Annotated in this window: 26 protein-coding genes; 13 read left to right on the forward strand and 13 right to left on the reverse strand. The window is 56.0% G+C overall.

Translation table 11 applies throughout. The annotated features are described in order from the left end of the window. Positions 1-135 precede the first annotated feature (135 nt). The 6 genes from rpsO (at position 136) to mtr (ending at position 7,243) form a co-directional block, all read left to right on the forward strand. Positions 136-405, forward strand: a complete 270-nt coding sequence (gene rpsO, locus ACOTWU_RS04630; RefSeq protein WP_003861789.1) for a 30S ribosomal protein S15 — start codon at positions 136-138, stop codon at positions 403-405. Between the two features lie 242 nt (positions 406-647). Then, positions 648-2,786 carry a polyribonucleotide nucleotidyltransferase gene (pnp, locus tag ACOTWU_RS04635; RefSeq protein ID WP_126499192.1) on the forward strand — a complete coding sequence of 713 codons (2,139 nt, stop codon included), beginning with the start codon at positions 648-650 and terminating at the stop codon, positions 2,784-2,786. A gap of 109 nt (positions 2,787-2,895) precedes the next feature. Next, a complete protein-coding gene (nlpI, locus tag ACOTWU_RS04640; protein WP_017693920.1) occupies positions 2,896-3,780 on the forward strand; it encodes a lipoprotein NlpI in 885 nt (294 codons plus the stop codon). A 107-nt stretch (positions 3,781-3,887) separates the two neighbouring features. Further along, positions 3,888-3,968 (forward strand): protein YrbN, encoded by an 81-nt coding sequence (gene yrbN / locus ACOTWU_RS04645; protein ID WP_097397692.1) that lies wholly within the window; start codon positions 3,888-3,890, stop codon positions 3,966-3,968. Continuing rightward, positions 3,961-5,856, forward strand: coding sequence for a DEAD/DEAH family ATP-dependent RNA helicase (locus tag ACOTWU_RS04650; RefSeq protein WP_003861780.1), 1,896 nt, complete (start codon positions 3,961-3,963; stop codon positions 5,854-5,856). The genes yrbN and ACOTWU_RS04650 overlap by 8 nt, the downstream gene beginning before the upstream one ends. Before the next feature lie 142 nt (positions 5,857-5,998). Next, on the forward strand, positions 5,999-7,243 hold the full coding sequence (gene mtr / locus ACOTWU_RS04655; RefSeq protein ID WP_015571971.1) for a tryptophan permease: 1,245 nt from the start codon (positions 5,999-6,001) through the stop codon (positions 7,241-7,243). 89 nt (positions 7,244-7,332) lie between these two features. On the opposite strand, the gene ACOTWU_RS04660 is transcribed toward mtr, so the two are convergent. The 3 genes from ACOTWU_RS04660 to ubiU all read right to left on the reverse strand — a co-directional run bounded on the left by ACOTWU_RS04660 (position 7,333) and on the right by ubiU (position 10,300). Beyond that, complete coding sequence (locus ACOTWU_RS04660) at positions 7,333-8,340, reverse strand: luciferase-like monooxygenase (RefSeq protein WP_006812112.1); 1,008 nt, start codon at positions 8,338-8,340, stop codon at positions 7,333-7,335. A gap of 78 nt (positions 8,341-8,418) precedes the next feature. Beyond that, positions 8,419-9,297 (reverse strand): U32 family peptidase, encoded by an 879-nt coding sequence (locus ACOTWU_RS04665; protein ID WP_421625759.1) that lies wholly within the window; start codon positions 9,295-9,297, stop codon positions 8,419-8,421. Between the two features lie 7 nt (positions 9,298-9,304). Beyond that, on the reverse strand, positions 9,305-10,300 hold the full coding sequence (gene ubiU, locus ACOTWU_RS04670) for a ubiquinone anaerobic biosynthesis protein UbiU (RefSeq protein ID WP_045329228.1): 996 nt from the start codon (positions 10,298-10,300) through the stop codon (positions 9,305-9,307). A gap of 221 nt (positions 10,301-10,521) precedes the next feature. Here ubiU and ubiT point away from each other — a divergent pair, with 221 nt between their 5' ends. Both ubiT and ACOTWU_RS04680 read left to right on the forward strand, forming a co-directional pair. Next, the gene (gene ubiT, locus ACOTWU_RS04675) at positions 10,522-11,046 is read left to right on the forward strand and encodes a ubiquinone anaerobic biosynthesis accessory factor UbiT (protein ID WP_017693922.1); all 525 of its coding nucleotides are present in this window, start codon (positions 10,522-10,524) and stop codon (positions 11,044-11,046) included. Continuing rightward, positions 11,040-11,543, forward strand: a complete 504-nt coding sequence (locus tag ACOTWU_RS04680) for a GNAT family N-acetyltransferase (protein WP_015571968.1) — start codon at positions 11,040-11,042, stop codon at positions 11,541-11,543. Before ubiT ends, ACOTWU_RS04680 begins: the two co-directional genes overlap by 7 nt. On the opposite strand, the gene ACOTWU_RS04685 is transcribed toward ACOTWU_RS04680, so the two are convergent. Continuing rightward, on the reverse strand, positions 11,530-11,859 hold the full coding sequence (locus tag ACOTWU_RS04685) for a GIY-YIG nuclease family protein (RefSeq protein WP_003861768.1): 330 nt from the start codon (positions 11,857-11,859) through the stop codon (positions 11,530-11,532). The genes ACOTWU_RS04680 and ACOTWU_RS04685 overlap by 14 nt on opposite strands. Before the next feature lie 14 nt (positions 11,860-11,873). Here ACOTWU_RS04685 and ACOTWU_RS04690 point away from each other — a divergent pair, with 14 nt between their 5' ends. Beyond that, positions 11,874-12,308: a YhbP family protein gene (locus ACOTWU_RS04690; protein WP_047365703.1), complete on the forward strand. Its 435-nt coding sequence runs from the start codon at positions 11,874-11,876 to the stop codon at positions 12,306-12,308. Here the strand turns inward: ACOTWU_RS04690 and ACOTWU_RS04695 are convergent. Next, entirely contained in the window at positions 12,288-12,806 is a 519-nt protein-coding gene (locus ACOTWU_RS04695; RefSeq protein ID WP_015571965.1) for a type 1 glutamine amidotransferase domain-containing protein, read from the reverse strand. The genes ACOTWU_RS04690 and ACOTWU_RS04695 overlap by 21 nt on opposite strands. Positions 12,807-12,934: 128 nt before the next feature. Between ACOTWU_RS04695 and ACOTWU_RS04700 the strand changes: the two genes are divergently transcribed. Beyond that, positions 12,935-13,579, forward strand: coding sequence for an NAD(P)H-binding protein (locus tag ACOTWU_RS04700; protein ID WP_023304489.1), 645 nt, complete (start codon positions 12,935-12,937; stop codon positions 13,577-13,579). A gap of 40 nt (positions 13,580-13,619) precedes the next feature. Beyond that, positions 13,620-14,657, forward strand: a complete 1,038-nt coding sequence (locus tag ACOTWU_RS04705) for a permease (RefSeq protein WP_032649648.1) — start codon at positions 13,620-13,622, stop codon at positions 14,655-14,657. Between the two features lie 50 nt (positions 14,658-14,707). On the opposite strand, the gene dolP is transcribed toward ACOTWU_RS04705, so the two are convergent. Genes dolP through ACOTWU_RS04725 form a run of 4 tightly spaced genes read right to left on the reverse strand, consistent with a single transcriptional unit; the run spans position 14,708 to position 18,396 of the window. Next, on the reverse strand, positions 14,708-15,283 hold the full coding sequence (dolP, locus tag ACOTWU_RS04710; RefSeq protein WP_006812102.1) for a division/outer membrane stress-associated lipid-binding lipoprotein: 576 nt from the start codon (positions 15,281-15,283) through the stop codon (positions 14,708-14,710). Positions 15,284-15,292: 9 nt separating this feature from the next. Further along, positions 15,293-15,883, reverse strand: a complete 591-nt coding sequence (diaA, locus tag ACOTWU_RS04715; protein WP_003861754.1) for a DnaA initiator-associating protein DiaA — start codon at positions 15,881-15,883, stop codon at positions 15,293-15,295. A 21-nt stretch (positions 15,884-15,904) separates the two neighbouring features. Beyond that, on the reverse strand, positions 15,905-16,300 hold the full coding sequence (locus ACOTWU_RS04720) for a YraN family protein (RefSeq protein ID WP_017382447.1): 396 nt from the start codon (positions 16,298-16,300) through the stop codon (positions 15,905-15,907). Next, on the reverse strand, positions 16,258-18,396 hold the full coding sequence (locus tag ACOTWU_RS04725; protein WP_126499190.1) for a penicillin-binding protein activator: 2,139 nt from the start codon (positions 18,394-18,396) through the stop codon (positions 16,258-16,260). The genes ACOTWU_RS04720 and ACOTWU_RS04725 overlap by 43 nt, the downstream gene beginning before the upstream one ends. A 61-nt stretch (positions 18,397-18,457) precedes the next feature. Between ACOTWU_RS04725 and rsmI the strand changes: the two genes are divergently transcribed. Both rsmI and ACOTWU_RS04735 read left to right on the forward strand, forming a co-directional pair. Beyond that, positions 18,458-19,321, forward strand: a complete 864-nt coding sequence (rsmI, locus tag ACOTWU_RS04730; protein WP_000809144.1) for a 16S rRNA (cytidine(1402)-2'-O)-methyltransferase — start codon at positions 18,458-18,460, stop codon at positions 19,319-19,321. A 5-nt stretch (positions 19,322-19,326) separates the two neighbouring features. Next, a complete protein-coding gene (locus ACOTWU_RS04735) occupies positions 19,327-20,307 on the forward strand; it encodes a Fic family protein (RefSeq protein ID WP_126499189.1) in 981 nt (326 codons plus the stop codon). Between the two features lie 19 nt (positions 20,308-20,326). Here the strand turns inward: ACOTWU_RS04735 and ACOTWU_RS04740 are convergent, their stop codons facing one another. The 4 genes from ACOTWU_RS04740 to kbaY form a co-directional block, all read right to left on the reverse strand. Then, on the reverse strand, positions 20,327-22,216 hold the full coding sequence (locus tag ACOTWU_RS04740) for an enterotoxin (protein WP_047734742.1): 1,890 nt from the start codon (positions 22,214-22,216) through the stop codon (positions 20,327-20,329). 16 nt (positions 22,217-22,232) lie between these two features. Further along, positions 22,233-23,405: a MalY/PatB family protein gene (locus ACOTWU_RS04745; protein WP_126499188.1), complete on the reverse strand. Its 1,173-nt coding sequence runs from the start codon at positions 23,403-23,405 to the stop codon at positions 22,233-22,235. A 12-nt stretch (positions 23,406-23,417) separates the two neighbouring features. Further along, a complete protein-coding gene (gene malX / locus ACOTWU_RS04750) occupies positions 23,418-24,989 on the reverse strand; it encodes a maltose/glucose-specific PTS transporter subunit IIBC (RefSeq protein WP_017382443.1) in 1,572 nt (523 codons plus the stop codon). 117 nt (positions 24,990-25,106) lie between these two features. Beyond that, entirely contained in the window at positions 25,107-25,979 is an 873-nt protein-coding gene (kbaY, locus tag ACOTWU_RS04755) for a tagatose-bisphosphate aldolase subunit KbaY (RefSeq protein WP_032672044.1), read from the reverse strand. Position 25,980: the final 1 nt, after the last annotated feature.

The following is a 25,980-nucleotide window of genomic DNA, read 5'->3' on the forward strand; positions in this document are numbered from 1 at the left end:
TGCGATAAGCAGGGGAGACGAGTAGAATATCGCCGCTTAACGCCTGGTAAATTGTTTAACAATCTGCGGGGCGTACATGGGATAGCTGAATTAGAGATCGGCATCCTTACATTCTTTATACTTTGGAGTTTGAAAATGTCTCTAAGCGTTGAAGCTAAAGCTAAAATCGTTTCTGAGTTTGGTCGTGGTACTAACGACAGCGGTTCTACCGAAGTTCAGGTTGCACTGCTGACTGCACAGATTAACCACCTGCAAGGTCACTTTGCAGAGCACAAAAAAGATCACCACAGCCGTCGTGGTCTGCTGCGTATGGTTTCTCAGCGTCGTAAACTGCTCGACTACCTGAAGCGTAAAGATGTTGCACGCTACACCGCGCTGATCGAGCGTCTGGGCCTGCGTCGCTAATTCTTGCGAGTTTCAGAAAAGGGGGCCTGATGGCCCCTTTTTTCAACCAGACGGCAGCAATTCAATGGAAACTATTGTATTGTTGCTATAAATGATCTTCATTGCAGAGGTTCGCGCGGCTAATGAGAGGCTTCACCCATGGGGGTGTCGGTTGTCATTAGTCGCGAGGATGCGAAGAAGGTCGGGTTAAATCGTCAGCACACCTGAGGTGTGCTTTCAAACATTTAAGAAAGGACAGAATTTTGCTGAATCCGATCGTTCGTAAATTCCAGTATGGTCAGCATACCGTCACGCTGGAAACCGGCATGATGGCGCGTCAGGCTACTGCTGCCGTTATGGTAAGCATGGATGACACCGCTGTATTCGTTACCGTAGTTGGCCAGAAAAAAGCTAAACCAGGTCAGGACTTCTTCCCACTGACCGTTAACTACCAGGAGCGTACCTACGCTGCCGGTAAAATCCCGGGTGGCTTCTTCCGTCGTGAAGGCCGTCCAAGCGAAGGCGAAACCCTGATCGCGCGTCTGATTGACCGCCCGGTTCGTCCGCTGTTCCCGGAAGGCTTCGTAAACGAAGTTCAGGTTATTGCGACCGTTGTTTCCGTTAACCCACAGGTTAACCCGGACATCGTTGCTATGATCGGCGCATCTGCGGCCCTGTCACTGTCTGGTATTCCATTCAATGGCCCAATCGGTTCCGCGCGCGTTGGCTACATCAACGACCAGTACGTACTGAACCCAACTCAGGAAGAGCTGAAAGAGAGTAAGCTGGACCTGGTTGTTGCCGGTACTGAAGCAGCGGTTCTGATGGTTGAATCCGAAGCTGAACTGCTGAGCGAAGATCAGATGCTGGGCGCTGTGGTATTTGGCCACGAGCAGCAGCAGATCGTTATCCGGAACATCAACGACCTGGTGAAAGAAGCCGGTAAACCACGTTGGGACTGGCAGCCAGAAGCGGTGAACGACGCGCTGAACGCACGCGTTGCTGCACTGGCAGAATCTCGTCTGAGCGACGCATACCGCATCACCGACAAACAGGAGCGCTATGCTCAGGTTGATGTGATCAAATCTGAAGTGACCGCGACCCTGGTTGCCGAAGACGAAACGCTGGACGCTAACGAGATTGGCGAAATCCTGCACGCCATCGAGAAAAACGTTGTTCGTAGCCGCGTCCTGGCAGGCGAGCCGCGTATCGATGGCCGTGAAAAAGACATGATCCGTGGTCTGGACGTGCGTACTGGCGTACTGCCACGTACTCACGGTTCTGCGCTGTTCACCCGTGGTGAAACGCAGGCGCTGGTAACCGCGACCCTGGGTACCGCACGTGACGCACAGATCATCGACGAACTGATGGGCGAGCGTACTGACAGCTTCCTGTTCCACTACAACTTCCCTCCGTACTCTGTGGGCGAAACCGGTATGGTTGGCTCACCGAAGCGTCGTGAAATTGGTCACGGTCGTCTGGCGAAGCGCGGCGTGCTGGCAGTGATGCCAGAAGCAGACAAATTCCCGTACACCGTACGTGTGGTGTCTGAAATCACCGAATCCAACGGTTCCTCTTCTATGGCTTCCGTGTGTGGTGCCTCTCTGGCGCTGATGGATGCAGGCGTGCCAATTAAAGCCGCCGTTGCGGGTATCGCAATGGGTCTGGTGAAAGAGGGCGACAACTACGTTGTTCTGTCTGACATTCTGGGCGACGAAGACCACCTGGGCGATATGGACTTCAAAGTAGCGGGTTCCCGTGACGGTATCTCTGCCTTGCAGATGGATATCAAAATTGAAGGTATCACCAAAGAGATCATGCAGGTTGCTCTGAACCAGGCTAAAGGTGCGCGTCTGCACATCCTGGGCGTGATGGAACAGGCGATTAATGCGCCGCGTGGCGACATTTCTCAGTTCGCTCCACGTATCCACACCATCAAGATCAATCCAGACAAGATCAAAGATGTTATCGGTAAGGGCGGTTCTGTTATCCGTGCACTGACCGAAGAAACGGGCACCACCATCGAAATCGAAGATGACGGTACTGTGAAAATCGCAGCAACCGACGGCGAGAAAGCGAAATACGCTATCCGTCGTATCGAAGAGATCACGGCAGAAATCGAAGTGGGCCGTATCTACAATGGTAAAGTGACCCGTATCGTTGACTTTGGCGCATTCGTTGCCATCGGTGGCGGTAAAGAAGGTCTGGTACACATCTCTCAGATCGCTGACAAGCGCGTTGAGAAAGTGACCGATTACCTGCAAATGGGTCAGGAAGTACCGGTGAAAGTTCTGGAAGTTGACCGCCAGGGCCGTATCCGTCTGAGCATTAAAGAAGCAACCGAGCAGTCTCAGCCTGCTGCGGCACCGGAAGCCCCGGCTGCTGAACAGCAAGGCGAGTAAGGTTGCCATTTGCCCTCCGCGCAGGCGGAGGGCTTATTATCAGGCAGGACGCCTTGTTAAGCCGCCGGGGGACAGGACGTTCATCAATAGTTGTCTTCGGGAGTGGGAAATGAAGCCTTTTTTGCGCTGGTGTTTCGTTGCGACAGCTTTAACGCTGGCAGGATGCAGCAACTCTGCCTGGCGTAAGAGCGAAGTCCTCGCAGTGCCATTGCAACCGACTTTGCAGCAGGAAGTCATTCTGGCACGCATGGAACAAATACTTGCCAGTCGGGCTTTAACCGATGACGAACGCGCACAGCTTTTATATGAGCGCGGAGTGTTGTATGATAGTCTCGGTCTGAGGGCACTAGCGCGAAATGATTTTTCACAAGCGCTGGCGATCCGACCTGATATGCCTGAAGTATTCAATTACTTAGGCATTTATTTAACGCAGGCAGGCAATTTTGATGCTGCCTATGAAGCGTTTGATTCTGTACTTGAGCTTGATCCAACTTACAACTACGCGCACTTGAATCGCGGTATCGCATTGTATTACGGCGGTCGTGATAAGTTAGCGCAAGATGATCTGCTGGCGTTTTATCAAGACGATCCTAATGATCCTTTCCGCAGCCTGTGGCTTTACATCGTTGAGCAGAAGCTCGATGAGAAGCAGGCCAAAGAAGCACTGAAACAGCGCTTCGATAAATCGGACAAGGAACAGTGGGGATGGAACATTGTCGAGTTCTACCTGGGCAACATTAGCGAAGCAACGCTGATGGAACGCCTCAAGGCGGACGCAACGGATAACACCTCGCTCGCTGAGCATCTCAGTGAAACCAACTTCTATTTAGGTAAGTACTACCTAAGTCTGGGGGATATGGACAGCGCTACGGCACTGTTCAAATTAGCGGTTGCTAACAACGTACATAACTTCGTTGAGCACCGTTATGCATTGTTGGAATTATCGCTCTTGGGCCAGGAGCAAGACGACCTGGCAGAATCGGACCAGCAATAGCTGACGACATAAACATCAGCCCGTAATCTTTTGATTGCCATCACCTTCACTGGTGAGGGCGTTGTTGTTCGTCAATACACCTAATTTGAGCCGGTTCACACTTTTCAATGAAAATTGCTAATCATTTTCACGATGAGCTAAGTAGACTGGCCGCCATTAATATCGAGGCACTTGTACTACATGGCTGAATTCGAAACCACTTTTGCAGATCTGGGCCTGAAGGCTCCTATCCTTGAAGCCCTTAACGATCTGGGTTACGAAAAACCATCTCCGATCCAGGCTGAGTGTATCCCACACCTGCTTTCTGGTCGTGACGTGCTGGGCATGGCCCAGACTGGTAGCGGTAAAACCGCAGCATTCTCGCTGCCGCTGCTGAACAACATTGATCCGGACCTGCGCGCGCCGCAGATCCTCGTCCTGGCTCCAACCCGTGAACTGGCTGTTCAGGTTGCTGAAGCTATGACGGAATTCTCTAAACATATGCGCGGCGTAAACGTGGTAGCCCTGTACGGCGGCCAGCGTTATGACGTGCAGTTACGCGCCCTGCGCCAGGGTCCACAGATTGTTGTCGGTACGCCGGGCCGTCTGCTGGATCACCTGAAGCGCGGTACCCTGGACCTCTCTAAACTGAGCGGTCTGGTACTGGACGAAGCCGATGAAATGCTGCGTATGGGCTTCATCGAAGACGTAGAAACCATCATGGCGCAGATCCCGGAAGGTCATCAGACCGCTCTGTTCTCTGCAACTATGCCAGAAGCGATCCGTCGCATTACCCGCCGCTTCATGAAAGAGCCGCAGGAAGTGCGTATTCAGTCCAGCGTGACCACTCGCCCGGACATCAGCCAGAGCTACTGGTCTGTGTACGGCATGCGCAAAAACGAAGCGCTGGTGCGTTTCCTGGAAGCGGAAGATTTTGATGCGGCGATTATTTTCGTTCGTACCAAAAACGCGACCCTGGAAGTGGCTGAAGCCCTGGAGCGTAGCGGCTACAACAGCGCAGCGCTGAACGGCGACATGAACCAGGCCCTGCGTGAGCAGACTCTGGAGCGTCTTAAAGACGGTCGTCTGGATATCCTGATTGCAACCGACGTGGCAGCACGTGGCCTGGACGTTGAGCGTATCAGCCTGGTTGTAAACTACGATATCCCAATGGACTCCGAGTCTTACGTTCACCGTATCGGCCGTACCGGTCGTGCGGGTCGTGCAGGCCGTGCGCTGCTGTTCGTTGAGAACCGCGAGCGTCGTCTGCTGCGTAACATTGAACGCACCATGAAGCTGACCATTCCAGAAGCCGAGCTGCCAAACGCAGAACTGCTGGGCAAACGCCGTCTGGAAAAATTCGCCGCGAAAGTACAGCAGCAGCTGGAAAGCAGCGATCTGGATCAGTACCGTGCGCTGCTGTCCCAGATCCAGCCTGTCGCTGAAGGCGAAGAGCTGGACATGGAAACCCTGGCCGCAGCACTGCTGAAAATGGCGCAGGGCGAACGTAGCCTGATCGTGCCACCTGATGCGCCGATGCGTCCTAAGCGTGAGTTCCGTGACCGTGACGATCGTTTCGAACGTCGTGGCGACCGTAACGACCGTGGTCCACGCGGTGACCGTCCAGAGCGTGGTGGTGAAGACCGTCCACGTCGCGAGCGTCGTGACGCTGGCGAAATGGAACTGTATCGCATTGAAGTGGGCCGTGATGATGGTGTTGAAGTTCGTCACATCGTTGGCGCGATCGCTAACGAAGGCGACATCAGCAGCCGTTACATCGGTAACATCAAGCTGTTCGGTTCCCACTCCACCATCGAGCTGCCAAAAGGCATGCCGGGCGAAGTACTGCAACACTTTACTCGCACCCGCATCCTGAACAAGCCGATGAACATGCAGCTGCTGGGCGATGCACAGCCACGTCCTGACCGTGGCGGCGAACGTCGTGGCGGTGGTCGCGGTTTCGGTGGCGAGCGTCGTGAAGGCGGTCGCAGCGAAGGTCGCGGTGGTGAAGGCCGTCGTTTCTCCGGTGAGCGCCGCGAAAACCGTGGTCCACGCCGTGAAGAAGGCGCCAGCCGTCGTCGTTTCGGTGACGCGTAAGCCTTTCGCTTCTGACGTAAAGTAAAATATACAGCCCCGATAGTTGCTATCGGGGCTTTTTTTATTCCTTTTGTACTCTTGTACTGGTACAGTGCAACACACTAAAATGCAGAACCACATTTTTCACTGGAGATAAGGCCGCATGGCAACACTAACCACCACCCAAACGTCACCTTCGCTGCTTGGCGGCGTGGTGATCATCGGCGGAACCATCATTGGTGCCGGGATGTTTTCCCTGCCTGTGGTCATGTCCGGTGCGTGGTTCTTCTGGTCGCTGGCGGCGCTGGTTTTCACCTGGTTCTGCATGCTCCATTCCGGGCTGATGATCCTTGAAGCAAACCTGAACTACCGCATTGGCTCCAGCTTCGACACCATCACCCGGGATCTGTTGGGCAAAGGCTGGAACCTGGTGAACGGGCTGTCCATCGCGTTTGTACTCTATATCCTGACCTACGCGTACATTTCAGCGAGCGGGTCGATTCTGCATCACACCTTCTCAGAGATGTCGCTGAACGTTCCGGCGCGTCTGGCGGGTCTCTGCTTCGCGCTGGTCGTGGCGTTTATCGTCTGGATGAGCACCAAAGCGGTCAGCCGCATGACGGCGATCGTGCTGGGCGCAAAGGTCATCACCTTCTTTCTGACCTTCGGCAGCCTGCTGGGGCACGTCACGCCGGCCACGCTGTTTAACGTTGCGGAAGTGAACACCTCCTACACGCCGTACCTGCTGATGACGCTGCCATTCTGTCTGGCGTCGTTCGGCTACCACGGCAACGTACCGAGCCTGATGAAATACTACGGCAAGGATCCGCGCACCATCGTGAAATGCCTGGTTTACGGCACGCTGCTGGCGCTGGGGCTGTATGTGATCTGGCTGCTGGGGACGATGGGTAACATCCCGCGTCCGGAATTTATCGGCATTGCGCAGAAGGGCGGTAACATTGATGTGCTGGTACAGGCGCTGAGCGGCGTGCTGAACAGCCGCAGTCTGGATCTGCTTCTGGTGGTCTTCTCGAACTTTGCGGTGGCGAGCTCATTCCTCGGCGTGACGCTGGGCCTGTTTGACTACTTGGCGGATCTGTTTGGTTTTGATGACTCTGCTATGGGGCGCTTCAAAACCGCGCTGTTGACCTTCCTGCCGCCGATTGTGGGCGGCCTGCTGTGGCCGAACGGTTTCCTGTACGCCATCGGCTATGCGGGACTGGCGGCCACCATCTGGGCGGCGATTGTACCGGCGCTGCTGGCGCGCAAATCACGTAAGCGCTTCGGCAGCCCGAAATTCCGCGTCTGGGGCGGAAAACCGATGATTGCGCTGATTCTGGTATTTGGTATCGGCAACGCGGTGGTCCACGTGCTGTCGAGTTTTAATCTGTTGCCGGTATATCAGTAAGTTTTTGTGCCGGATGGCGGCTACGCCTTATCCGGCCTACGCGATCCCGTAGGCCCGGTAAGCGAAGCGCCACCGGGCAAAGCAAAAAACTACCCCACCAACTCCTCTTTCACCTGCATCGCCAAATCAAACGAATGCAGACGCGCCTGGTGATCGAAAATCTGGCCGTTAACCATAATCTCATCCGCCTGCGTTTCACGCAGCACCGCCTCCAGCCCGTGACGCACTTTCGCCTTATCACCCACCAGCGACATACTCAGAGCCTGCTGCACGCCATACTGCTCGGAGGCCGACCACAGCTGATGCATATTCTCTACCGGCGGTGGAAGCTGGCCCGTCTCACCGCGACGCAGCTTCACAAATGCCTGCTGCATAGAGGTAAACAGGAATTCCGCGTCGCGGTTGCTGTCGGCGGCAATGATATTGATACACACCATCGCATACGGCTTCTCCAGACGTTCAGACGGTTTGAAGTGCGTACGATAAAGATGCAGCGCCTGATGCAGCATATCCGGCGCGAAGTGGGAAGCGAACGCGAACGGCAGCCCCAGCTGAGCGGCGAGCTGCGCGCTGTACAGGCTTGAGCCTAACAGCCATACCGGGATCTTTTCCCCGTACCCCGGCACAGGACGCACGTGCGGGTTCGGATCCCGCGCGTCAAACCAGTCCACCAGCTCCGCCACATCGCGCGGGAAGTTATCGATATCGCCGCTCATATGGCGACGCAGGGCGCGCATGGTCGGCTGGTCGCTGCCCGGCGCGCGGCCAAGCCCTAGATCAATACGGCCCGGATAAAGGGTATTCAGCGTCCCGAACTGCTCGGCAATCACCAGCGGGGCGTGGTTCGGCAGCATCACACCGCCGGAGCCCAGGTGCAGAGTGGTGGTATTCGCCGCCAGATAGCCAATCAGCACCGAGGTGGCGGCGCTGGCGATGCCCACCATATTGTGGTGCTCCGCCAGCCAGTAGCGATGATAGCCGCGCTTTTCGGCAAGCTGAGCAAGATCGAGAGAGTGCGTGAAGGCTTCTCTGGCCGAGGAGCCTTGTGGGATCGGCGCCAGATCCAGCACCGAAAACGGAATGGTTTTGTCAGTCATAACAGCTCACTTTGTCGACGGTCAATCTTTAATACTGCATTAAAAAATGATAACCGTTGTTAACAAAGTGAGCTTTTTTTACGCCTGCAACTCCAGCCCGGCGAGACGTCGCCAGTAACCGTTGCAGTCGCTGTTTGCCGTCAGCGGCAGCGGTGAGGCGCCGTTTTCGTTGGCGCGGAAGGCGTCCAGCATCGCGAAAACACCGGTATCAAGCGGCGAAAGACGCACCATATCCACCAGCCCGTGCATTGACGCCAGTTCGTTGCCGAGGTTATAGACGTAACCGCTCATGGTCTGAATGCCGTTGAGGACAAACACCTGCTGGTTCTCCTGCGACAGCATACTGCGGCCGTTCGGGTACTTAATGCAGCAGGTTTCGCACTCGTCTTTCGGGCGATCTTCGGAACGTGCGGTGAAGCAGCGGGCAGAGTAGGCCAGCGGCAGATGGCCGTAGCTCAGAACCTCCACTTCAAACTTGTTGCGAATGCCCAGCTCTTCGCACTGTGTGAGCAGGTTGGCCAGCCAGTCGCGGGAGAGCTCAACCGGCATGCACCAGCGGGTCATCCCCTGTTTGAGCAGCAGGCGCAGGGTCACCGCGTTATAGCAATTCAGCGCATGTCCGGCGACAAACGGCAGCTTACGCTCGGCACACATGTTCACCACGCCCAGGTCGCTCGCCTCCAGCAGGAACTCACCGTTTTCGACGTAGCGCTTCAGCTCGCCCAGTTCAGAGGACGCCTGTACCAGCGCCAGCGTCGAGAGCACCACCTGCTTGCCGCTGCCGGCCAGGTTTTTCGCCATATCCAGCCAGTCGCCCACTTTGGTGGCGCGGCGCTTGCTGCACACCGCTTCGCCGAGGTAAATCACATCGGCGCCGCTGTTAGCCGCCTGCTGGTAAAAATCTTCCAGCGTCTCTTTTGGCCAGTAGTAAAGCACCGGCCCTAATGAATATTTCATGATTATCTCACTGCCATTTACGGTGATACGCGCCGAGCGTGGTTTGGGTGCCTTCGGACATCGCGCCGAGCGTCTCCATCCATGCCGGCTGCGGGGCGTAGTTTTGCGGGTCCGCCATGCAGCGGTCGATGGCCTGACGCCACACCTTCGCTACCTGGCTCACGTAGGCCGGGCTGCGCTGGCGGCCTTCGATTTTCACCGAGGCAATATTGGCGGCCAGCAGTTCCGGCAGCAATTCCAGCGTGTTGAGGCTGGTGGGCTCCTCCAGTGCGTGGTAGCGCTCGCCGTCCACCAGATAACGGCCTTTGCACAGCGTCGGGTAGCCCGCGTTTTCACCGTCCTGATAGCGGTCAATTAACACGTCATTCAGGCGTGACTCCAGTCCCTGCGGCGTTTGCTGCCAGCGAACGAAGCGGGCAGGCGAGCAGGCGCCGACGGTATTTGGCGATTCCCCGGTGAGATAGGAAGAAAGATAGCAGCGGCCTTCGGCCATGATGCACAGGCTGCCGAAGGCAAAAACCTCCAGCGGCACTGGCGTGACGCGCGCCAGTTGCTTAACCTGATGAATAGAGAGCACGCGCGGCAGCACCACGCGAGCCACGTCAAAGTGTCGATGATAAAAACGCACGGCCTCTTCATTGGTGGCCGATGCCTGAACAGAGACGTGGCGCTCAATATGCGGATAACGTTCTGCCGCATACTCAAGCATGGCGAGGTCAGCCAGGATCAGCGCATCTGCGCCCAGCTGGGCCGCCATATCCACGGCGCGCTGCCAGCGGGCATAGCCATCAGGATGGGCAAAGGTATTGATGGCGATGTGCAGTTTGCGCCGGTGCTGGTGAACGAAGTTAACGGCTTCCTGAAGCTTTTTCTCCGTAAAGTTAAGACCCGCAAAATGGCGGGCGTTGGTATCATCTTTCAGCCCGATATAGACCGCATCGGCCCCATTTTCGATGGCCGCCTTAAGCGCCGGAAGGTTTCCGGCAGGGCAGAGCAGCTCCATAATTTATCCCGATGTTGTCGATCGCAGGGATCGTAAAAAATGTTAACGAGCTGGGATTTTAATTAACCCATACGCGACAATTTTTGATTTAAGGCAGCTAATGGCGTATTGATGGCACCAATAATGAGGTATACCGGACAACGGTTTGTTGATTTACGCCGCTATCTTCTTGTCGGGATATGGCAAAATAGCAGGACTATAGCTATCAGGGAGTAAAGCTCGTGCTGGATAAACTGCGTTCACGTCTCGTACAATTTGGTCCATCAATGCTGAGCGTGCCGGTAAAACTGGCGCCGTTCGCGCTTAAACGCCAGGTGCTGGAACAGGTACTGAGCTGGCAGTTCCGCCAGGCGCTACAGGACGGTGAGCTGGAGTTTCTGGAAGGCCGCTGGTTAAAGATTGAAGTGCGCGATATCGGGTTGCGCTGGTTTACTTCCGTTGAGAGCGATCGGCTGATCGTCCGTGAAACCGCCGAGGCGGATGTCAGCTTTAGCGCGGATGCCAGCGATCTGCTGATGATCGCCGCGCGCAAACAGGATCCGGACACCCTCTTCTTCCAGCGTCGTCTGGTGATTGAAGGCGACACGGAGCTCGGTCTGTACGTCAAAAATTTAATGGATGCCATTGAGCTGGAGCAGATGCCGAAAGCGCTGCGTATGATGTTGATGCAAATGGCAGATTTCGTTGAGGCCGGGCTAAAAACCCCGCCGGACAGTAAACACACTTCAGTAGGTGAGCCATGCTGATTCGAGTCGAAATTGGGATTGATGCGCCGGGTATCGATGCGTTGTTACGCCGCTCTTTTGCAGGCGACGCCGAAGCCCAACTGGTTCACGATCTTCGCGAAGATGGCCTGATTACGCTGGGCCTGGTTGCCACCGACGATGAAGGGCAGGTGGTCGGCTACGTGGCCTTCAGCCCGGTGATTGTGCAGGGTGAAGAGTTACAGTGGGTCGGCATGGCGCCGCTGGCTGTGGATGAAAACTACCGTGGCCAGGGCCTGGCGCGCCAGCTGGTCTATGAAGGGCTGGATTCACTGAATGAATTTGGCTATGCCGCTGTCGTCGTTCTGGGCGATCCGGCGTTCTACGAACGTTTAGGTTTTAAGCCAGCGTCCAGATACGATCTGCGCTGCCACTGGCCGGGCACGGAAACATCTTTCCTGGTGCATCCTCTGGCGGATGATGCGCTCGACGGCGTTACCGGTCTGGTGGAGTACCACGATCATTTCAATCGTTTTTAAGCAGGCTTTCGCGTAGCGCCTCGAAAGAGCCGTCCCCGTTGACGAGACGCTCTTTCTGGCGCTTCGTCAGCTGCTTGATGCGGTATTCCAGCCTGAGCGCCAGGGATCTGTCGCCCACGGCGGCTGAAAACGCTAACTGAAGTTCACCTTTCCCCCGCAGCGCCTTCGCCCCTTTCCCCGTTTGATGTTGTAAAAAACGCCGTGCCACATCGGTAGTGATCCCGGTGTAGAGTGCGTTATCAGCGGTTCGGACAAGATAGAGAAACCAGCACACGGTAAACAGATTCAGTATGTTAAGGTGAACGCACCATAGCATGAGAGAGAGCGAAAATGGAAACACTGGCCGCCATTAACCGCTGGCTGGCAAAGCAGCATGTCGTGACCTGGTGCGTCTGTAAAGACGAGGAGATGTGGTGCGCAAATGCCTTTTATTACTACGATCCCGGGCGCGTGGCCTTTTACGTGATGAGCGAAGATAAAACGCGGCATGCGCAGATGACGGGCCAGCGGGCAAAAGTGGCGGGCACGGTAAACGGTCAGCCTAAAACCGTTGCGCTGATCCGCGGGGTCCAGTTTAAAGGCGAAATTCGTCGCCTGGAAGGTGAGGAGAGCGACGCGCAACGCAAACGCTATACGCGCCGCTTCCCGGTGGCCGCGGCGCTAAAAGCCCCGGTGTGGGAAATCCGCCTTGATGAGCTGAAATTTACCGACAACACCCTGGGCTTTGGCAAGAAGCTGCACTGGTTACGCGCCGAGCAGGCGTAGCGCTTCACGGTTAAACGCCGGCAGATCGTCCGGTGTACGGCTGGTGATCAGCTGATCGTTATCGTTCACCACTTCCTGATCGTAGAACTCGGCTCCCGCGTTTTTCAGATCGATAACGATCGGCTTCACCGCGGTGAGCTTACGCCCGCGTACCACCTCGGCGCTGATCAGCAGCTGCGGACCGTGGCAAATGGCAAATACCGGTTTACCGGTGCCGACGAAGTCACGGGTAAAGGTGACGAAACGCTCGTCTCCGCGCAGGGAATCCGGTGAATGACCGCCCGGTAACAGCAGGGCGTCGAAATCCGACGGGCTGACGTTATCAATGGATTCGTCAATGGTCACGCTGGCTTCGCCCTTATGGCCCTTCACGGTTTTACCCGCTTCTTTCTCGATGGTGACCACCTCGTGGCCCGCCTTGCGGAATGCCTCTGCTGGCGACGTAAATTCTGAATCTTCAAACTCGTCGGTAATCAAGACTGCGATTTTTTTACCCATGCTTCCTCCGTTGTTTTCGCTTCAGACTGTTTTTTTCCCGTTTGTGGTAAATACTTACCGGTAACAGACTTTTAAGTGTGGTAGAGCAGGCCCAGAACGCAAACGGACAATTCTGTAAAGGGGATAAGATGAGTCAGGTACTGATTACCGGCGCAACCGGGCTGGTGGGTGGACATCTGCTGCGGCTGCTGATCCAGGATCGGCATATCAATTATATCGCCGCCCCGACGCGTCGCCCGCTGTTGGATATCACCGGCGTCTATAACCCGCACGATCCACAGCTCACCGACGCGCTGGCGCAGGTGCAGGATCCCATTGATATCGCCTTTTGCTGCCTTGGCACCACCCGACGGGAAGCGGGTAGTAAAGAAGCTTTTGTCCATGCGGATTACACACTGGTGGTGGATACCGCCCTGACGGCGAAAAAGCTGGGCGCAAAACATTTCCTGGTGGTCAGCGCGCACGGCGCGAACGCAGGCTCGCCGTTTTTTTACAACCAGGTGAAGGGCAAAATGGAAGAGGCGTTAATCGCGCAGAAATGGGAGCGCCTGACCATCGCGCGACCTTCCATGCTGATGGGGCACCGTGACGAACGTCGTTTTAACGAGTCTTTTTTCGCTCCGCTGTTTCGCATTCTGCCGGGTAACTGGAAGTCCATCGAGGCACGGGATGTCGCGCTGGCGATGCTAAAAGAGGCGCTGGCTCCGTCGCAGGAGGGGGTTAATATTATCCCTTCGGCAAAACTGCGTGAAATCGCGCAGGGCGAGGCGTAAACTTCCCCGGCTTATTAAATAACACCTTCCGGGGAATGGTATGACTGGTCAGTCTTCATCTCAGGCGGCAACACCTGTTCAGTGGTGGAAGCCCGCACTCTTCTTTCTCGTGGTCATCATTGGCCTCTGGTATGTGAAATGGCAGCCGTACTACGGTAAAGCCTTCACCGCCGCCGACACCCACAGCATCGGTAAATCGATTCTCGCGCAGGCCGATTCCAGCCCGCTACGCGCGGCGTGGGATTACGCCATGGTCTATTTTCTTGCCGTCTGGAAAGCGGCGGTATTGGGCGTATTGCTGGGCTCGCTGATTCAGGTACTTATCCCGCGTAACTGGCTGGTGAAAACCCTGGGACAGCCGCGCTTGCAGGGCACGCTGCTGGGGACGATTTTCTCCCTGCCGGGCATGATGTGCTCCTGCTGCGCCGCACCGGTGGCGGCGGGTATGCGCCGACAGCGTGTGTCGATGGGCGGCGCGCTTGCCTTCTGGATGGGTAACCCCCTGCTGAACCCGGCAACGCTGGTGTTTATGGGCTTCGTTCTCGGCTGGCATTTTGCGTTTATCCGTCTGGCGGCTGGCCTGCTGACGGTGGTGCTTGTCGCTACGCTGGTGCAGCACCTGGTGAAAGACAACGAGGCCGGGCCTGCCTCCGTTGAGCTGGACGTCAGCGAGCCGCAGGGCAGTTTCTTAGCTCGCTGGGGCAAAGCGCTGTGGCAGCTTTTCTGGAGCACCATTCCGGTCTATATCCTGGCCGTACTGGTGCTGGGGGCAGCGCGTGTCTGGCTGTTCCCGCATGCGGATGGCGCTATCGACAACACGCTGATGTGGGTGATTGCGATGGCGGTGGCCGGGTGCCTGTTTGTGATCCCAACCGCGGCGGAGATCCCGATTATTCAGACCATGATGATGGCCGGTATGGGGACCGCACCGGCGCTGGCGCTGCTCATCACGCTGCCGGCGGTGAGCCTGCCGTCGCTTATCATGCTGCGTAAGTCATTCCCGGCGAAAGCGCTGTGGCTGACTGCGGGGCTGGTGGCGTTAAGCGGAGTGATTGTGGGGAGTATGGCGCTTGTGTGAAAAAAAGCCCGGTGGCGCTAGCGCTTACCGGGCCTGTAGCCAGGTGGGAATTACTTAATGTAAGTAAAGGCGGTGGTGACGTGTTTCACGCCGCTCACCCGGCTGGCGATATCCGCCGCCGCTTTCCCTTCACGTTCCGTCACCAGACCCAGCAGGAACACTTCGCCGTTCTCCGTGGTCACTTTCACGTTTGAGGATTTCACCTGGTCGGTACCCAGCAGCTGGGAACGCACTTTGGTGGTGATCCAGGTATCAGATGACGCGGTGCCGAGACCAATCGGCTGGCCCTGGCGGATCTCGTTAAACACTTCCGCCGTGCCTTCCACACCCATCGCGATCTGTTTGGCGCGCGAGGCGAGTTCAGGATTTGGCGCCTGGCCTGCCAGCAGCACTTTGCCCTGATAAGCCGTCACGTTGATGCGTGCTTCCTTCTTGATCTGCTCGTCTTTCGACAGCGCACTGTTTACGCGCAGCTCAAGCGTACCGTCATCCACCTGCGTCCCAACGGTGCGCGGATCGGTCGCTGCTTTGGTGCCGACCGCTGCGGTGCCGACTACAGCGGCAGCGATGCATCCCTGAAGCAGTAATGCAGACATCACGACTGCAAGGGCCGATAAAACCTTCATGAGAACTCCTTAATCATCCTGGTGAGGGAAAAGCGTGTTATCGATCAGATCGCATAAGCAGTTCACCGTGAGCATATGCATCTCCTGGATGCGGGCGCTACGGTGCGAAGGAATGCGGATCTCCACATCCTGCGGCCCCAGCAGGCCAGCCAGCTCACCGCCGTCGTAACCGGTCAGGGCGACAATCGTCATATCCCGGGTCACGGCCGCTTCAACCGCTTTAACGATATCCCGGCTGTTACCGCGCGTGGAGATCGCCAGCAGCACGTCTCCGGCATGGCCTAAGGCGCGCACCTGCTTGGCGTAGATTTCGTCATGCAGACGATCGTTGGCAATCGCAGTTAAGACCACGTTATCGGTGTTTAGTGCAATGGCAGGTAAACTCGGGCGCTCGGTTTCGAAGCGATTGATCATGCTGGCAGCAAAATGCTGTGCGTTGGCGGCGGACGTGCCATTGCCACAACAGAGGATTTTGTTGCCGTTGAGCAGCGACTGAACCAGCGTCATCGCTGCACGCGAGATCGCGTCCGGGAGGGCTTCCGCCGCGGCAATCTGCGTTTGAATGCTTTCTGTGAAGCACACTTTAATTCGTTCGAGCACGGTATCCCTTTAAAATCTTATTTATGCGTCTTCGCCAAACGCGTTTTTAAGCCAGTCGATCGCATTTCCGGTGAAGGCTACCACATCGAAACGGCAATCCACAGTATCAAAACTCCCATTATGGCGGGCAAGCCACAAGTGGGCAGTCTGTAATAATTTTTGTTGTTTGGCGAGCGTCACGCTGGCGGCAGCACCGCCAAAACGGGACGACTGTCGGAAGCGAACTTCAACAAACACGATGGTCTGACCGTCTTTCATGATCAGGTCAATCTCGCCGCCGCGCCCGCGAACGTTGGCGGCGACAAAGCGCAGTCCTTTGCCTTCAAGCCAGCGACGCGCCTTTAACTCCCACGCGTCGCCGGTCTGTTTACGGCTTAACTGGCCGGGACAATCTGCCCCTGCTGGTATTTGAGCCATGATAACTTCCTGTTAATCACACAATCCTGATCGGCGGTCAGATCGCCGGTATTCCCGTTAAGCTCGAAGCCCGGTACCTGACGCATCTGGGTGAAGTGGTTTGCCAGCGCCCAGGCATCGACGCCCATCGCGTACAGACGCGCCAGGGAATAGTCATTGCGCACCGCGCCCAGCGCCTGCTGCATCAACTGCGGGTTGCTGCCTGCCAGCATGGGGATCTCGCTGTATTGCAGTCCTTCCATTTCCAGACGGAAATCCGGGCCTGCGGTACCCTGTGCGCTGCGTGAGCTGGCGTAGAGCGTTGCACCGCTCTGGCTGCCGTTACGCATGGCGATCATCGGTTTGATAAAGGCGATCTCTTCCGGCGTAGCGACGATGTACGCCGAATCCACTTTACCGCCGCCGCTGATTTGCGCGTCGGTAGGTGGCGCCGGGATCGTCAGACCGCCGATGGTGACGCTCTGCTGCTGCGGCAGGCTGGCGGATACCGGGCTACCGTTGAGGGCAATACCTGCCCCGCCGTTCACGCCCGCTCTCAGTTCGGAAGCTGAGCCAAATTTCTGCTGCAACACCACGCCACCGCCAAGGGTCTGCCACTCTTGCGCAAACGCGTTGGCAACGCGATCGCCCAGCGTGCTGCGTGGGATCAGCAGCAGCGGCGCCTGCTTGCCCTGCTCGTGAATATGGCGGGCCGCATCGCGGGCTTCATCCTCCGGAGAGAGGGCGAAGTAACAGATATTGGCGCGGTTCTGAACCTGCTCAGGCTGGTTAAGCGCCAGCACGTTCAGCGTGGTGTTGCTCTTCATCAGCGCTTCCACGTTGTTTTTCAACAGCGGGCCGACAACGATGCTGGCCCCGTCCTGCTGAACCTGCGCCAGCACCTGGTCAAGCGGCTGGGCGCTGGTGTCGTAGATTTTCAACTCTGCACCAGGATTAGCGCTGGTGGTGGCCACAGCCTGCGGCTGGGTTGCTGGCTGCTGTTCCGGCTGCGCGGTTTGCGGCTGAGGTTGTTCTGCCGTCGCGGGCGCCGGTGTTTCAGCCGGGGCCTGTGTTGCCGCAGGCGCTGGGGTAGCAGGCTGCGTCGTTGGGGCGGTAACCGGATTCTGCATGGTGCCCTGCGCAGGGGTTTGCGCGGTGGTCAGGTCGCTGGTTTCGGCGGCGGACGGGCTGACAACGTCATTCACATTCGCCGCCTGTGCAGCCTGCGCCGGAACCGCGCTGCCGCTGACGGCGGTGGTGCCGTTTTTCGCGGCTTCAAAACCTTGCTGAATGGCGCGACCAAACACCGCAGCCTGACCGTTTAACGGCAGCAGCAGGGCGATTTTGCTGGTGGAGGCGGGCTTAAAGTTTTGCACGTTCACCAGCTGCGTTGGCAGCATTTTCGCTCCCGGGTTTTGCGGGTAACGCTTTTGCCAGTCGGTAATGCCAGCTTTCAGCATGTTCGGATCGCTGCGGTTGTTGAACCACATCTGTTGCAGATCCAGCCAGCCTTGCAGGACATTTTCATCGGCGTTGATTACCAGCGCCTTGGCCTGATCCTGGGTCATGGAGGCGAGCGCCTGCCAGGTTGCGTCAATATTTTTTTGCTTGTCCGCACCCGCGAGCAGAGGCTCCTGGGCAATCAGCGCGCGGAGTAGCGTCAGGGAAGGGCGACCCTGCTCAGCGGTGATACCGGCCTGCCAGAAACGGGCCTGCTGGTTTTTATCCAGCGCGCTGAGATCGATGGTGCCGAGGATCTTCTTCGCGCCGTCGTAATCTTTTTGCGCGACCTTCAGTTCTGCCGACAGCAGCGTCTGCTCATGGCGCTGAGTGTCGTTAAGATCCTGCGGCAGCTGGCTGAACAGCTCGGCGGCCTGCTGGGTTTTCCCTTCTTTCAGCAGTGCACGAATGGCGAGTAATTGCCAGTTGATCCTGGTATCATTTGTACTCTGCGACATTTGTTGCAGATAAAAGCCAGAATCAGCCTGAGCGGATCCCTGCATATGAGCAGTGCTCTGGTCAGGTGCCTGGGTGCCGCAGCCGGTAAAGATCAGGGCTGCCAGCAGGAGGGGCACGCTGTGCGCGGCTTTTTTTCGAAGAAACGTTAACGGTACCATACTGTATCCAGTGATTTTTTTACGCAATGCTCAATATTAAATCGGCAATACGGACGAAACAATGAAACAACACGAAACGGCAGATAATTCTCAAGGCCAGCTTTATATTGTACCTACTCCTATCGGGAATTTGTCTGATATTACCCAACGTGCGCTCACCGTATTGCAAGCTGTTGATTTAATTGCGGCTGAAGACACCCGTCATACCGGTTTACTGCTACAACACTTTGCCATCAACGCCCGTTTGTTTGCCCTGCACGATCACAATGAGCAACAAAAAGCCGAAACGCTTGTGGCGAAGCTTAAGGAAGGGCAGAACATCGCGTTGGTGTCCGACGCGGGAACGCCGCTGATCAACGATCCGGGTTACCATCTGGTGCGCACCTGCCGGGAAGCAGGCATCCGCGTTGTGCCGCTGCCGGGGCCGTGCGCGGCGATTGCGGCGTTAAGCGCTGCGGGTCTGCCGTCCGATCGTTTCTGCTACGAAGGCTTCCTGCCTGCTAAATCCAAAGGCCGTCGCGATGTGTTAAAGGATCTGGAAGCTGAACCGCGTACGTTGATCTTCTACGAATCCACTCACCGTCTGCTGGAAAGCCTGGAGGATATGGTGACCGTCTGGGGCGAAGGGCGCTACGTGGTGCTGGCGCGCGAGCTGACCAAAACGTGGGAAACCATTCACGGTGCGCCGGTCGGCGAACTGCTGGCGTGGGTGAAAGAAGACGAAAACCGCCGCAAGGGCGAAATGGTGCTGATTGTCGAAGGCCACAAAGCGCAGGAAGACGCTCTGCCTGCCGATGCGCTGCGTACGCTGGCCCTGCTACAGGCTGAACTTCCTCTGAAAAAAGCGGCGGCGCTGGCGGCGGAGATCCACGGCGTGAAGAAAAATGCGCTGTATAAATATGCGCTGGAGCAGCAGGGGGAGTAAGCCAAATGAGCCGCTATCAGCCTCCCTTCACCATCACACCCTTTATCCTCAATCAGGTGGTTGAGATTGGTGAACTATTGGGGCATTGGGCGGCACATTCAGGCAGAACTTCGCCACTCCTGCGTAAAGAGAACCGTATTCGAACCATCCAGGCATCGCTAGCCATTGAGCACAACTCGCTGACGACAGGGCAGGTGACGGCAATCATGGATGGCAAACGCGTGCTTGCACCTGAAAAAGATATTCAGGAAGTACGCAATGCTATCCTGGCATATGAGAAACTGCCCGAATGGAAGCCCTGGAAGCTCAACGACTTACTCAGTGCACACCGATTATTAATGATGGGTCTGGTCGATCATCCCGGAAAGCTCAGAAATGGGGACGTAGGGGTGAACCGTGGAAACCAGTTAGTCCACATGGCTCCGCCAGCCTCACAGATGAACCGCCTTATCGACGATCTTCTTTCCTGGCTTAAGCAAACCGATCTTCACCCGCTGATTGCCAGTTCGGTATTTCACTACGAGTTTGAATTTATTCATCCCTTTTCGGATGGAAATGGCCGAATGGGGCGGCTGTGGCAAACGTTGATCTTAAGCCAGTGGCGTGCAGAACTTGCATGGCTGCCCGTTGAAACACTCATTCACTTCCAGCAAGCGCGCTATTATCAGATTTTAGGACAATGCGATCGGGCCAGTGACTGCACGGCATTCGTGGCGTTTATGTTGCAAAATTTGGCCGAAGCTTTGCGGGAAGGCATCAATATGACATCCGCCATGTCGGAAAAAATGTCGGAAGAATTGTCGGAAAAGGAACACACTATCCTTGAGTTGCTTACCGTTCAACCGCAAATGACTGCGGTGATGTTGGCCTCTGTATTGGGCGTGACGTCCCGCACCGCGGAACGTTATCTCCGTTCTTTGCAAACAAAAGGTAAATTAAAACGCCTTGGGGCAAGGAAAGGGGGAAGCTGGCAGGTCATGGCTTAACCTGCCAGTTGAACACTTTTTATTTCCCCGGCATCGCCTCAAACACCAGCGTTTCCAGCGGTTGCAGCGTAATCACCACAGCGTTTTTATACTCCTCTGGTACGGTCGAATTACTGCCGTACACGGCTTTCAGGGTAAACTGCGAACGCTCTCCTGCCGGGATCTCAAAATCTTTGGTTAAATCCAGGTAGTAACGTTGCGGCTTATCCGATGGGTTGCGTAAGCCAAAAATCGCTTTGTCTTTACTCCATGAGGCCCAGCCGTAAACCTCAAGCGAAGTTGGGTCTCCGCCAATCCAGTGAGTATCCACCAGCACGCTGGCATTCTCACGCGACCATTTCGCCGCCTGCGCCAGGGTATCCCACTTCGCCTTATTCAGCATGGACGGCGTAATGTACAGCTCCTGAAGCTGAGTTCCGGTTGCGAAGTAGCTCCAGACCTGATCGGCAAAATCGCTGTCTGTTTGCACTTTCTCGAGTCCATAGTAAGCGTTCTCTGCGCTGACGATCCCGTGGTACATCAGTGAGTTCAGCGGGAACAGCGGACCTTTACGCACGATGGATCGCCAGGTTTCGGCATCGCGGTAGGTCATCCACTGCTGCACTGGCGTGCCGGGGCCGTACAGGTTGATATCATCGCCCTGACGCCAGATTGAATCAGCATAGAACAGCCAGGACGGGCTGGCGTCGGTGCCGGTGGTCAGGTTGATAAACAGGTTCGGATTTGCGCTGCGCATGTTGTGCAGCAGGGCAATGGACGCGTCAAAATCCGATGCAAATGGGCTGCCCTTGATATGCGAATTGGCGTTACCCATTCCGTCGAGCTTGAACGAGGTAATATGCTCGTTTTTGATCAGCTTGATGATCTGATCGTTAAAGTTTTTAAAATAGTTCGGCCCCGACAGCGCCAGCTTGCCGTCTACGGTTTCGAAACCATACTCTTTTGCATGCGAGACGCGAATATCGCGCGGCTTGTTGTATCCGCCCCACGGAGAAAGCCACAGCCCAACCGAGCTATGCAGGCTGTCGGCTTTTTCCCTGACTTTGCCAAAACCGTTGCTGAATGCCGGGCCAAACAGCCAGCGTCCGGTGCGATCGTCCCAGCCATCGTCCAGCAGGAACGCGTCCAGCGCCACCCCGCGTCCGGCAATAAATTCTTTATTCCATTCGTCCATCCGCCCAATGACATCCTGCTCGGAGTAAGGGGTAAAGAAGCCGATGTCCATCCAGCTGTTGTAGTGCAGGTAAGGCTTATAAGGCCGCGGACGCACGGCATCGATAAACTGGTTTACGCTGCGGCGCAGCTGATTAGTTTCCGGGAAAGTGCCGAACCAGGTGGTAAAACTAACCGGTGTCTCAGGCAGAATTGGCGTTTTCAGCTCCACGTTGAGGTTCGTGGTGGCTTCATAAGCGTAAGTATTCACAATCGGTTTGTCTGGCAGGATGAAGAACGAGTCGGCCACGATTGGCGAGCTGTTAATCGCCCCGTCAACGTAAGGTGCCTGAGACTGCTTCTTCGTCGGGAAGAAGGTAATTTTCGCTACGTCCCGCGGCTGCCCGACGGCGGCGATGGTGTAGCCAATGCTGGCGTATTTTCCCTTCACCAGGTTCAGTTTCACCGTTACGATAAAATCCGGATGCGTAAAGTCGATGACTATCGCATTGTCCTGCTTTTCGACGTGCTTGATTTTGAAATCAGCGGTGTGGATTTTTGTTTCATCCGGTAGCGTCAGAAAGAACAACTCCTGGGGCGTGAGCGGATGGTTAGCTTTGCTGTCCGTTACCACTACCGTTGCATTTGCATCATCAAACGAAAGGGCAATATTGTCGTTACTGAGCGCGTAGTTTGCTGCCGCCGCGCCATGAGAAACGCAGAGAGCCAGCAGCGAGAGAGTGAGCATTTTTTTCATCGGGGTAAGATCCTTATCAGTAATGCTTCAGCATTCGGTTGATGGACTGTTCCAGCCAGTAGCGCTGGGTGCCGAAGTTAATACGCAGGTAGTTTTCGCCGTTTTGTACGTAGTGGCTGCCATCTTCAATGACCACGCCAGCCTGTTTTGCGAAATGTTGAGTTAGCGCCGTCGCACTGCGATCGTCCGCACTGACGTCTATCCAGGCGAGATACGACGACTCCGGGTTCATCATCTTCCATGCAGGGAAGTGGGTCTGGATGGCATCCGCAAGGTAGCGGGCATTGCCACGCAGATAACCATTCAGCGCGTCGAGCCATGGCAGACCTTGCTGATAAGCCAGAATAATTCCCCACACGCCGAAGATATTGGGCGAGGTAATGGAGTTCTTCTCCAACTGCTGGCGGAAACGCTGGCGTAGCGAATCGTCTGGAATTATCGAGTAGGATGTTTTTAACCCGCCAAGGTTGAACGCTTTATTGGGGGAGGTCAGCACAATCAGGTTGTCCTGGGCGGCACAGCCCGAAGTCAGACAGCTGACGAATGTACCGTCCAGAATGTGCTCGGCGTGAACCTCATCAACCACCAGAATCGTGCCGTAGCGCTTACAGAGATCGGACACCTGGCGTATCTCATCCGCGCGCCAGATTCGCCCCGAGGGGTTATGCGGCGAGCAGAAGAACCACAGGGTGGGGCGGTGTGTTCGTAGCTGCTCTTCCACCCGATTAAAATCAAGTTGATAACGGTTATTTTCCACACTTAGCGGGTTAGCAAGTACTTGCACTCCCTGTCGCTGTGTCGCCATCGCAAACGGGTCATACACCGGGGTGTTCATCATCACGCAGTCGCCGGGTTTGCAGAACGCCTGAACCGTATAGTGCAGCGTGGAAACGGTGCCGTAGGTCAGGGTGATCCATGACTTATGCACCTCAACCTGATGACGGGTGCGCTGGAAGGCGATGACCGCATCGTAGAATTCGTCGAAGCACCAGGTGTAACCGAAGGTGCCATGCTCCACGATGCGCTGGAAGCCTTCAATCACAGCGGGTGGCGAGGTGAAATCCATGTCTGCTATCCACAGCGGGATAAATCCCTCCGGGACATCACCGAAACGCGAGCACACATACGTATGATCCCATTTACGGCATTTATCGCTTTTACGCTCAATGATTCTGTCGAAATCAAACACAACGACCCCCTGTTAAATTAAGGCTTCAATGCCGGATTTGACGCTCTGCACCTGCGGACCGATGATCACCTGAACGCTGTGGGCATCAAGCACCACTACTGACAAGGCGCCCGCGGCCTTCAGCGCCTGCTGGTCGATAAGCCCCATATCTTTTACCACCAGACGTAAGCGGGTAATGCAGTTGTCGAGCGACTCAATATTCTCTTTACCGCCAAGCGCGCGAAGAATAAGCCCATGATCGTATTTCGATTTTCCACGTGCCCGGGTATTGGCTTCCACCGCCTGGAGCGCACCCTGCGCGTCAACCTCACGGCCCGGCGTTTTAATATCGTGCCTGAGGATGTACCAGCGGAAGACGAAGAAGTAGATAGCAAACCAGGCAATACCCACCGGGAACAGCAGATACCATTTGGTCGACATCCCCTGCATGACGCCGAAGATCAGCAGATCCAGAATGCCGCCGTCGGTGTTGCCGATGGTGACGCCGAGCAGCGCCATCACCATCAGCGCCAGGCCAGACATAACGATATGAAACGCGTAAAGCACAGGGGCAATAAACAGGAACAGGAACTCAATCGGCTCTGAAATACCCGTGACAACTGAAACCAGCACGCCTGAAAGCAGCAGCCCTTTAATCACCGGACGGTTTTCCGGGCGCGCGGTGCGGTAGATAGCGTAAGCCACGGCAGGCAGGCCGAAGATAAAGGTCGGCATAAACCCTTGCGATAAAAATGCCGTAACGTGCGGGCTAAACGGCAGGCCAGCTTTCAGCTCGGCGTAGAAAATGTTCAGCGCACCGGCCACTTCCTGGCCGTTAACCATCTCAATGCCACCCGCCGGGGTGAAGCGCACCATCGCCAGCAGGATGTGGTGCAGGCCAAAAGGTTTGAGCAGCAGTACGCCCACGCCATACAGGAACGGCCCAAAGACGCTGGTGCTCTGGATGATATGACCAATCCCGGCAATGCCCATTGCCACATATTCCCACAGCAGGGGGATAAACAAGCCGACCAGCGACAGGGTGAGGGCGGTAATGATGGGCACAAAACGAATGCCGCTAAAGAAGGCAAACGCGTCGTGCAGCACCGTGTCCTGGAAGCGTTCGTGCAGGAAGTAGGTGATCACCCCTACCACAATGCCGCCGAGCACGCCCATCTCCAGCGTTTGAATGCCAAGCACAATGGATTGTCCCACCTGTCTCATGGTGGCGGCATCCGCAAGCTGGTGGGTGGCGGTCAGGTAGTAGTTGATGCTCATGTTCATCAGCATGTAGCCAACGAATCCGGCAAAAGCGCCAACCGCTTTATTACGTCTGGCAAGGCCCATCGGGATCGCCATGGCAAACATCAGCGGCAGATAGGTAAAAGCAAAGCCGCCGACCATGGCGATAAAACCAAAGGTGAGCTGCGTTAACTCGCCGCCCAGAAAGGGAAAACTTTTGATGGTGGAAGGGCTGGTGACAGAACTACCGATACCTAACAACAACCCCATAAAGGCCAACAGTGAGACCGGGAACATAAACGTCTTTCCCAGGCTCTGGAAAAACTCCCACGCTTTCGATTTAAACGACTTTTCCTGTGTCATGTAGGGACTCCTCGGTTTTTTAGGATAATGGAAGGCGCTGTCCGGCTTAAGGACGCGCCTTCATATTTGCGAGGCTTATAGTTATTTTTTTAGGTACTAACGTTATGCGCGATGGGTTCAGGCTTCAGTCGCAAGCAGCAGCCGGTTCGCCGAGCCGCAAACGGTGATTTTGCTTCTGACCACCTCTTTCATGGCATCCATGCCGACGCGCATGTAGAAGCGCGGATCGTTGCCCTGTGGGTTCTCGGCAAACCAGGCTTTGACTGCGTCAGAGAAGGCGATTTTCAGCTCTGTTGCGACGTTAACTTTGCAGACGCCCAGCTCAATGGTGCGGCGCACATCCTCATCCGGCACATCACTCGCACCGTGCAGCACCAGCGGCACTGTCACTACCTCGCGGATCTCGGCCAGCCGCTGGAAGTCGATTTTTGGGCGTTTGGTATAAAGACCGTGCGCGGTACCGATGGCAACGGCGAGGCTGTCCACGCCTGTTAGTTCGACAAAGCGTTTTGCTTCCTGCGGGTCGGTCAGGAACGCGCTTTCGGCGTCGACGCTCATGTCATCTTCCACTCCGCCCAGTCGGCCCAGTTCGGCCTCGACGCTACAGTCGTTGAGGTGGCAGAAATCGACGACCGATTTCACCAGCTTGACGTTTTGTTCGAAGGGGTAATGGCTACCGTCGATCATTGCGCTACGTACGCCGGCATGGACTTTGCGGCGAATGTCGTCCAGCGATTCGTGGTGATCGAGGTGTAGCGCCAGCGGCATGTCATAAGTCAGAGAATATGCGCTGCACAAGGCGTAGATCTCTTCCAGCGCAATATGTTTAAACGTCCCCGGCGTACCCGCGAGGATCACCGGCGATCGCATTTCGCTACAGACTTCGAGGATCGCCTGGATCGTCTCGGCGTTATGGATGTTAAAGGCCGGAACGGCATAGCCCTTCGCCTGTGCGTCCTGCAAAAGATATTTAGTAGAAATAATACTCATG

The sequence above is a fragment of the Enterobacter cloacae complex sp. GYL001 genome (genome assembly GCF_049237125.1).
In the GTDB taxonomy this organism is placed as follows: Bacteria; Pseudomonadota; Gammaproteobacteria; order Enterobacterales; family Enterobacteriaceae; genus Enterobacter; species Enterobacter hormaechei_C.

Bases quoted from the DNA above. Each gene is read 5' to 3' on its own strand.
- ACOTWU_RS04680 (WP_015571968.1), top strand. From the start codon at position 11,040: ATGCTGATTCGAGTCGAAATTGGGATTGATGCGCCGGGTATCGATGCG.
- rsmI (WP_000809144.1), top strand. From the start codon at position 18,458: ATGAAACAACACGAAACGGCAGATAATTCTCAAGGCCAGCTTTATATT.
- malX (WP_017382443.1), bottom strand. From the start codon at position 24,989: ATGACACAGGAAAAGTCGTTTAAATCGAAAGCGTGGGAGTTTTTCCAG.
- rpsO (WP_003861789.1), top strand. From the start codon at position 136: ATGTCTCTAAGCGTTGAAGCTAAAGCTAAAATCGTTTCTGAGTTTGGT.
- ACOTWU_RS04650 (WP_003861780.1), top strand. From the start codon at position 3,961: ATGGCTGAATTCGAAACCACTTTTGCAGATCTGGGCCTGAAGGCTCCT.
- ACOTWU_RS04720 (WP_017382447.1), bottom strand. From the start codon at position 16,300: ATGGCTCAAATACCAGCAGGGGCAGATTGTCCCGGCCAGTTAAGCCGT.
- ACOTWU_RS04735 (WP_126499189.1), top strand. From the start codon at position 19,327: ATGAGCCGCTATCAGCCTCCCTTCACCATCACACCCTTTATCCTCAAT.
- ACOTWU_RS04685 (WP_003861768.1), bottom strand. From the start codon at position 11,859: ATGCTATGGTGCGTTCACCTTAACATACTGAATCTGTTTACCGTGTGC.
- ACOTWU_RS04695 (WP_015571965.1), bottom strand. From the start codon at position 12,806: ATGGGTAAAAAAATCGCAGTCTTGATTACCGACGAGTTTGAAGATTCA.
- ACOTWU_RS04740 (WP_047734742.1), bottom strand. From the start codon at position 22,216: ATGAAAAAAATGCTCACTCTCTCGCTGCTGGCTCTCTGCGTTTCTCAT.
- mtr (WP_015571971.1), top strand. From the start codon at position 5,999: ATGGCAACACTAACCACCACCCAAACGTCACCTTCGCTGCTTGGCGGC.
- ACOTWU_RS04660 (WP_006812112.1), bottom strand. From the start codon at position 8,340: ATGACTGACAAAACCATTCCGTTTTCGGTGCTGGATCTGGCGCCGATC.
- dolP (WP_006812102.1), bottom strand. From the start codon at position 15,283: ATGAAGGTTTTATCGGCCCTTGCAGTCGTGATGTCTGCATTACTGCTT.
- kbaY (WP_032672044.1), bottom strand. From the start codon at position 25,979: ATGAGTATTATTTCTACTAAATATCTTTTGCAGGACGCACAGGCGAAG.
- ACOTWU_RS04705 (WP_032649648.1), top strand. From the start codon at position 13,620: ATGACTGGTCAGTCTTCATCTCAGGCGGCAACACCTGTTCAGTGGTGG.
- yrbN (WP_097397692.1), top strand. From the start codon at position 3,888: ATGAAAATTGCTAATCATTTTCACGATGAGCTAAGTAGACTGGCCGCC.
- ubiU (WP_045329228.1), bottom strand. From the start codon at position 10,300: ATGGAGCTGCTCTGCCCTGCCGGAAACCTTCCGGCGCTTAAGGCGGCC.
- ACOTWU_RS04665 (WP_421625759.1), bottom strand. From the start codon at position 9,297: ATGAAATATTCATTAGGGCCGGTGCTTTACTACTGGCCAAAAGAGACG.
- ACOTWU_RS04700 (WP_023304489.1), top strand. From the start codon at position 12,935: ATGAGTCAGGTACTGATTACCGGCGCAACCGGGCTGGTGGGTGGACAT.
- nlpI (WP_017693920.1), top strand. From the start codon at position 2,896: ATGAAGCCTTTTTTGCGCTGGTGTTTCGTTGCGACAGCTTTAACGCTG.
- ACOTWU_RS04690 (WP_047365703.1), top strand. From the start codon at position 11,874: ATGGAAACACTGGCCGCCATTAACCGCTGGCTGGCAAAGCAGCATGTC.
- ACOTWU_RS04725 (WP_126499190.1), bottom strand. From the start codon at position 18,396: ATGGTACCGTTAACGTTTCTTCGAAAAAAAGCCGCGCACAGCGTGCCC.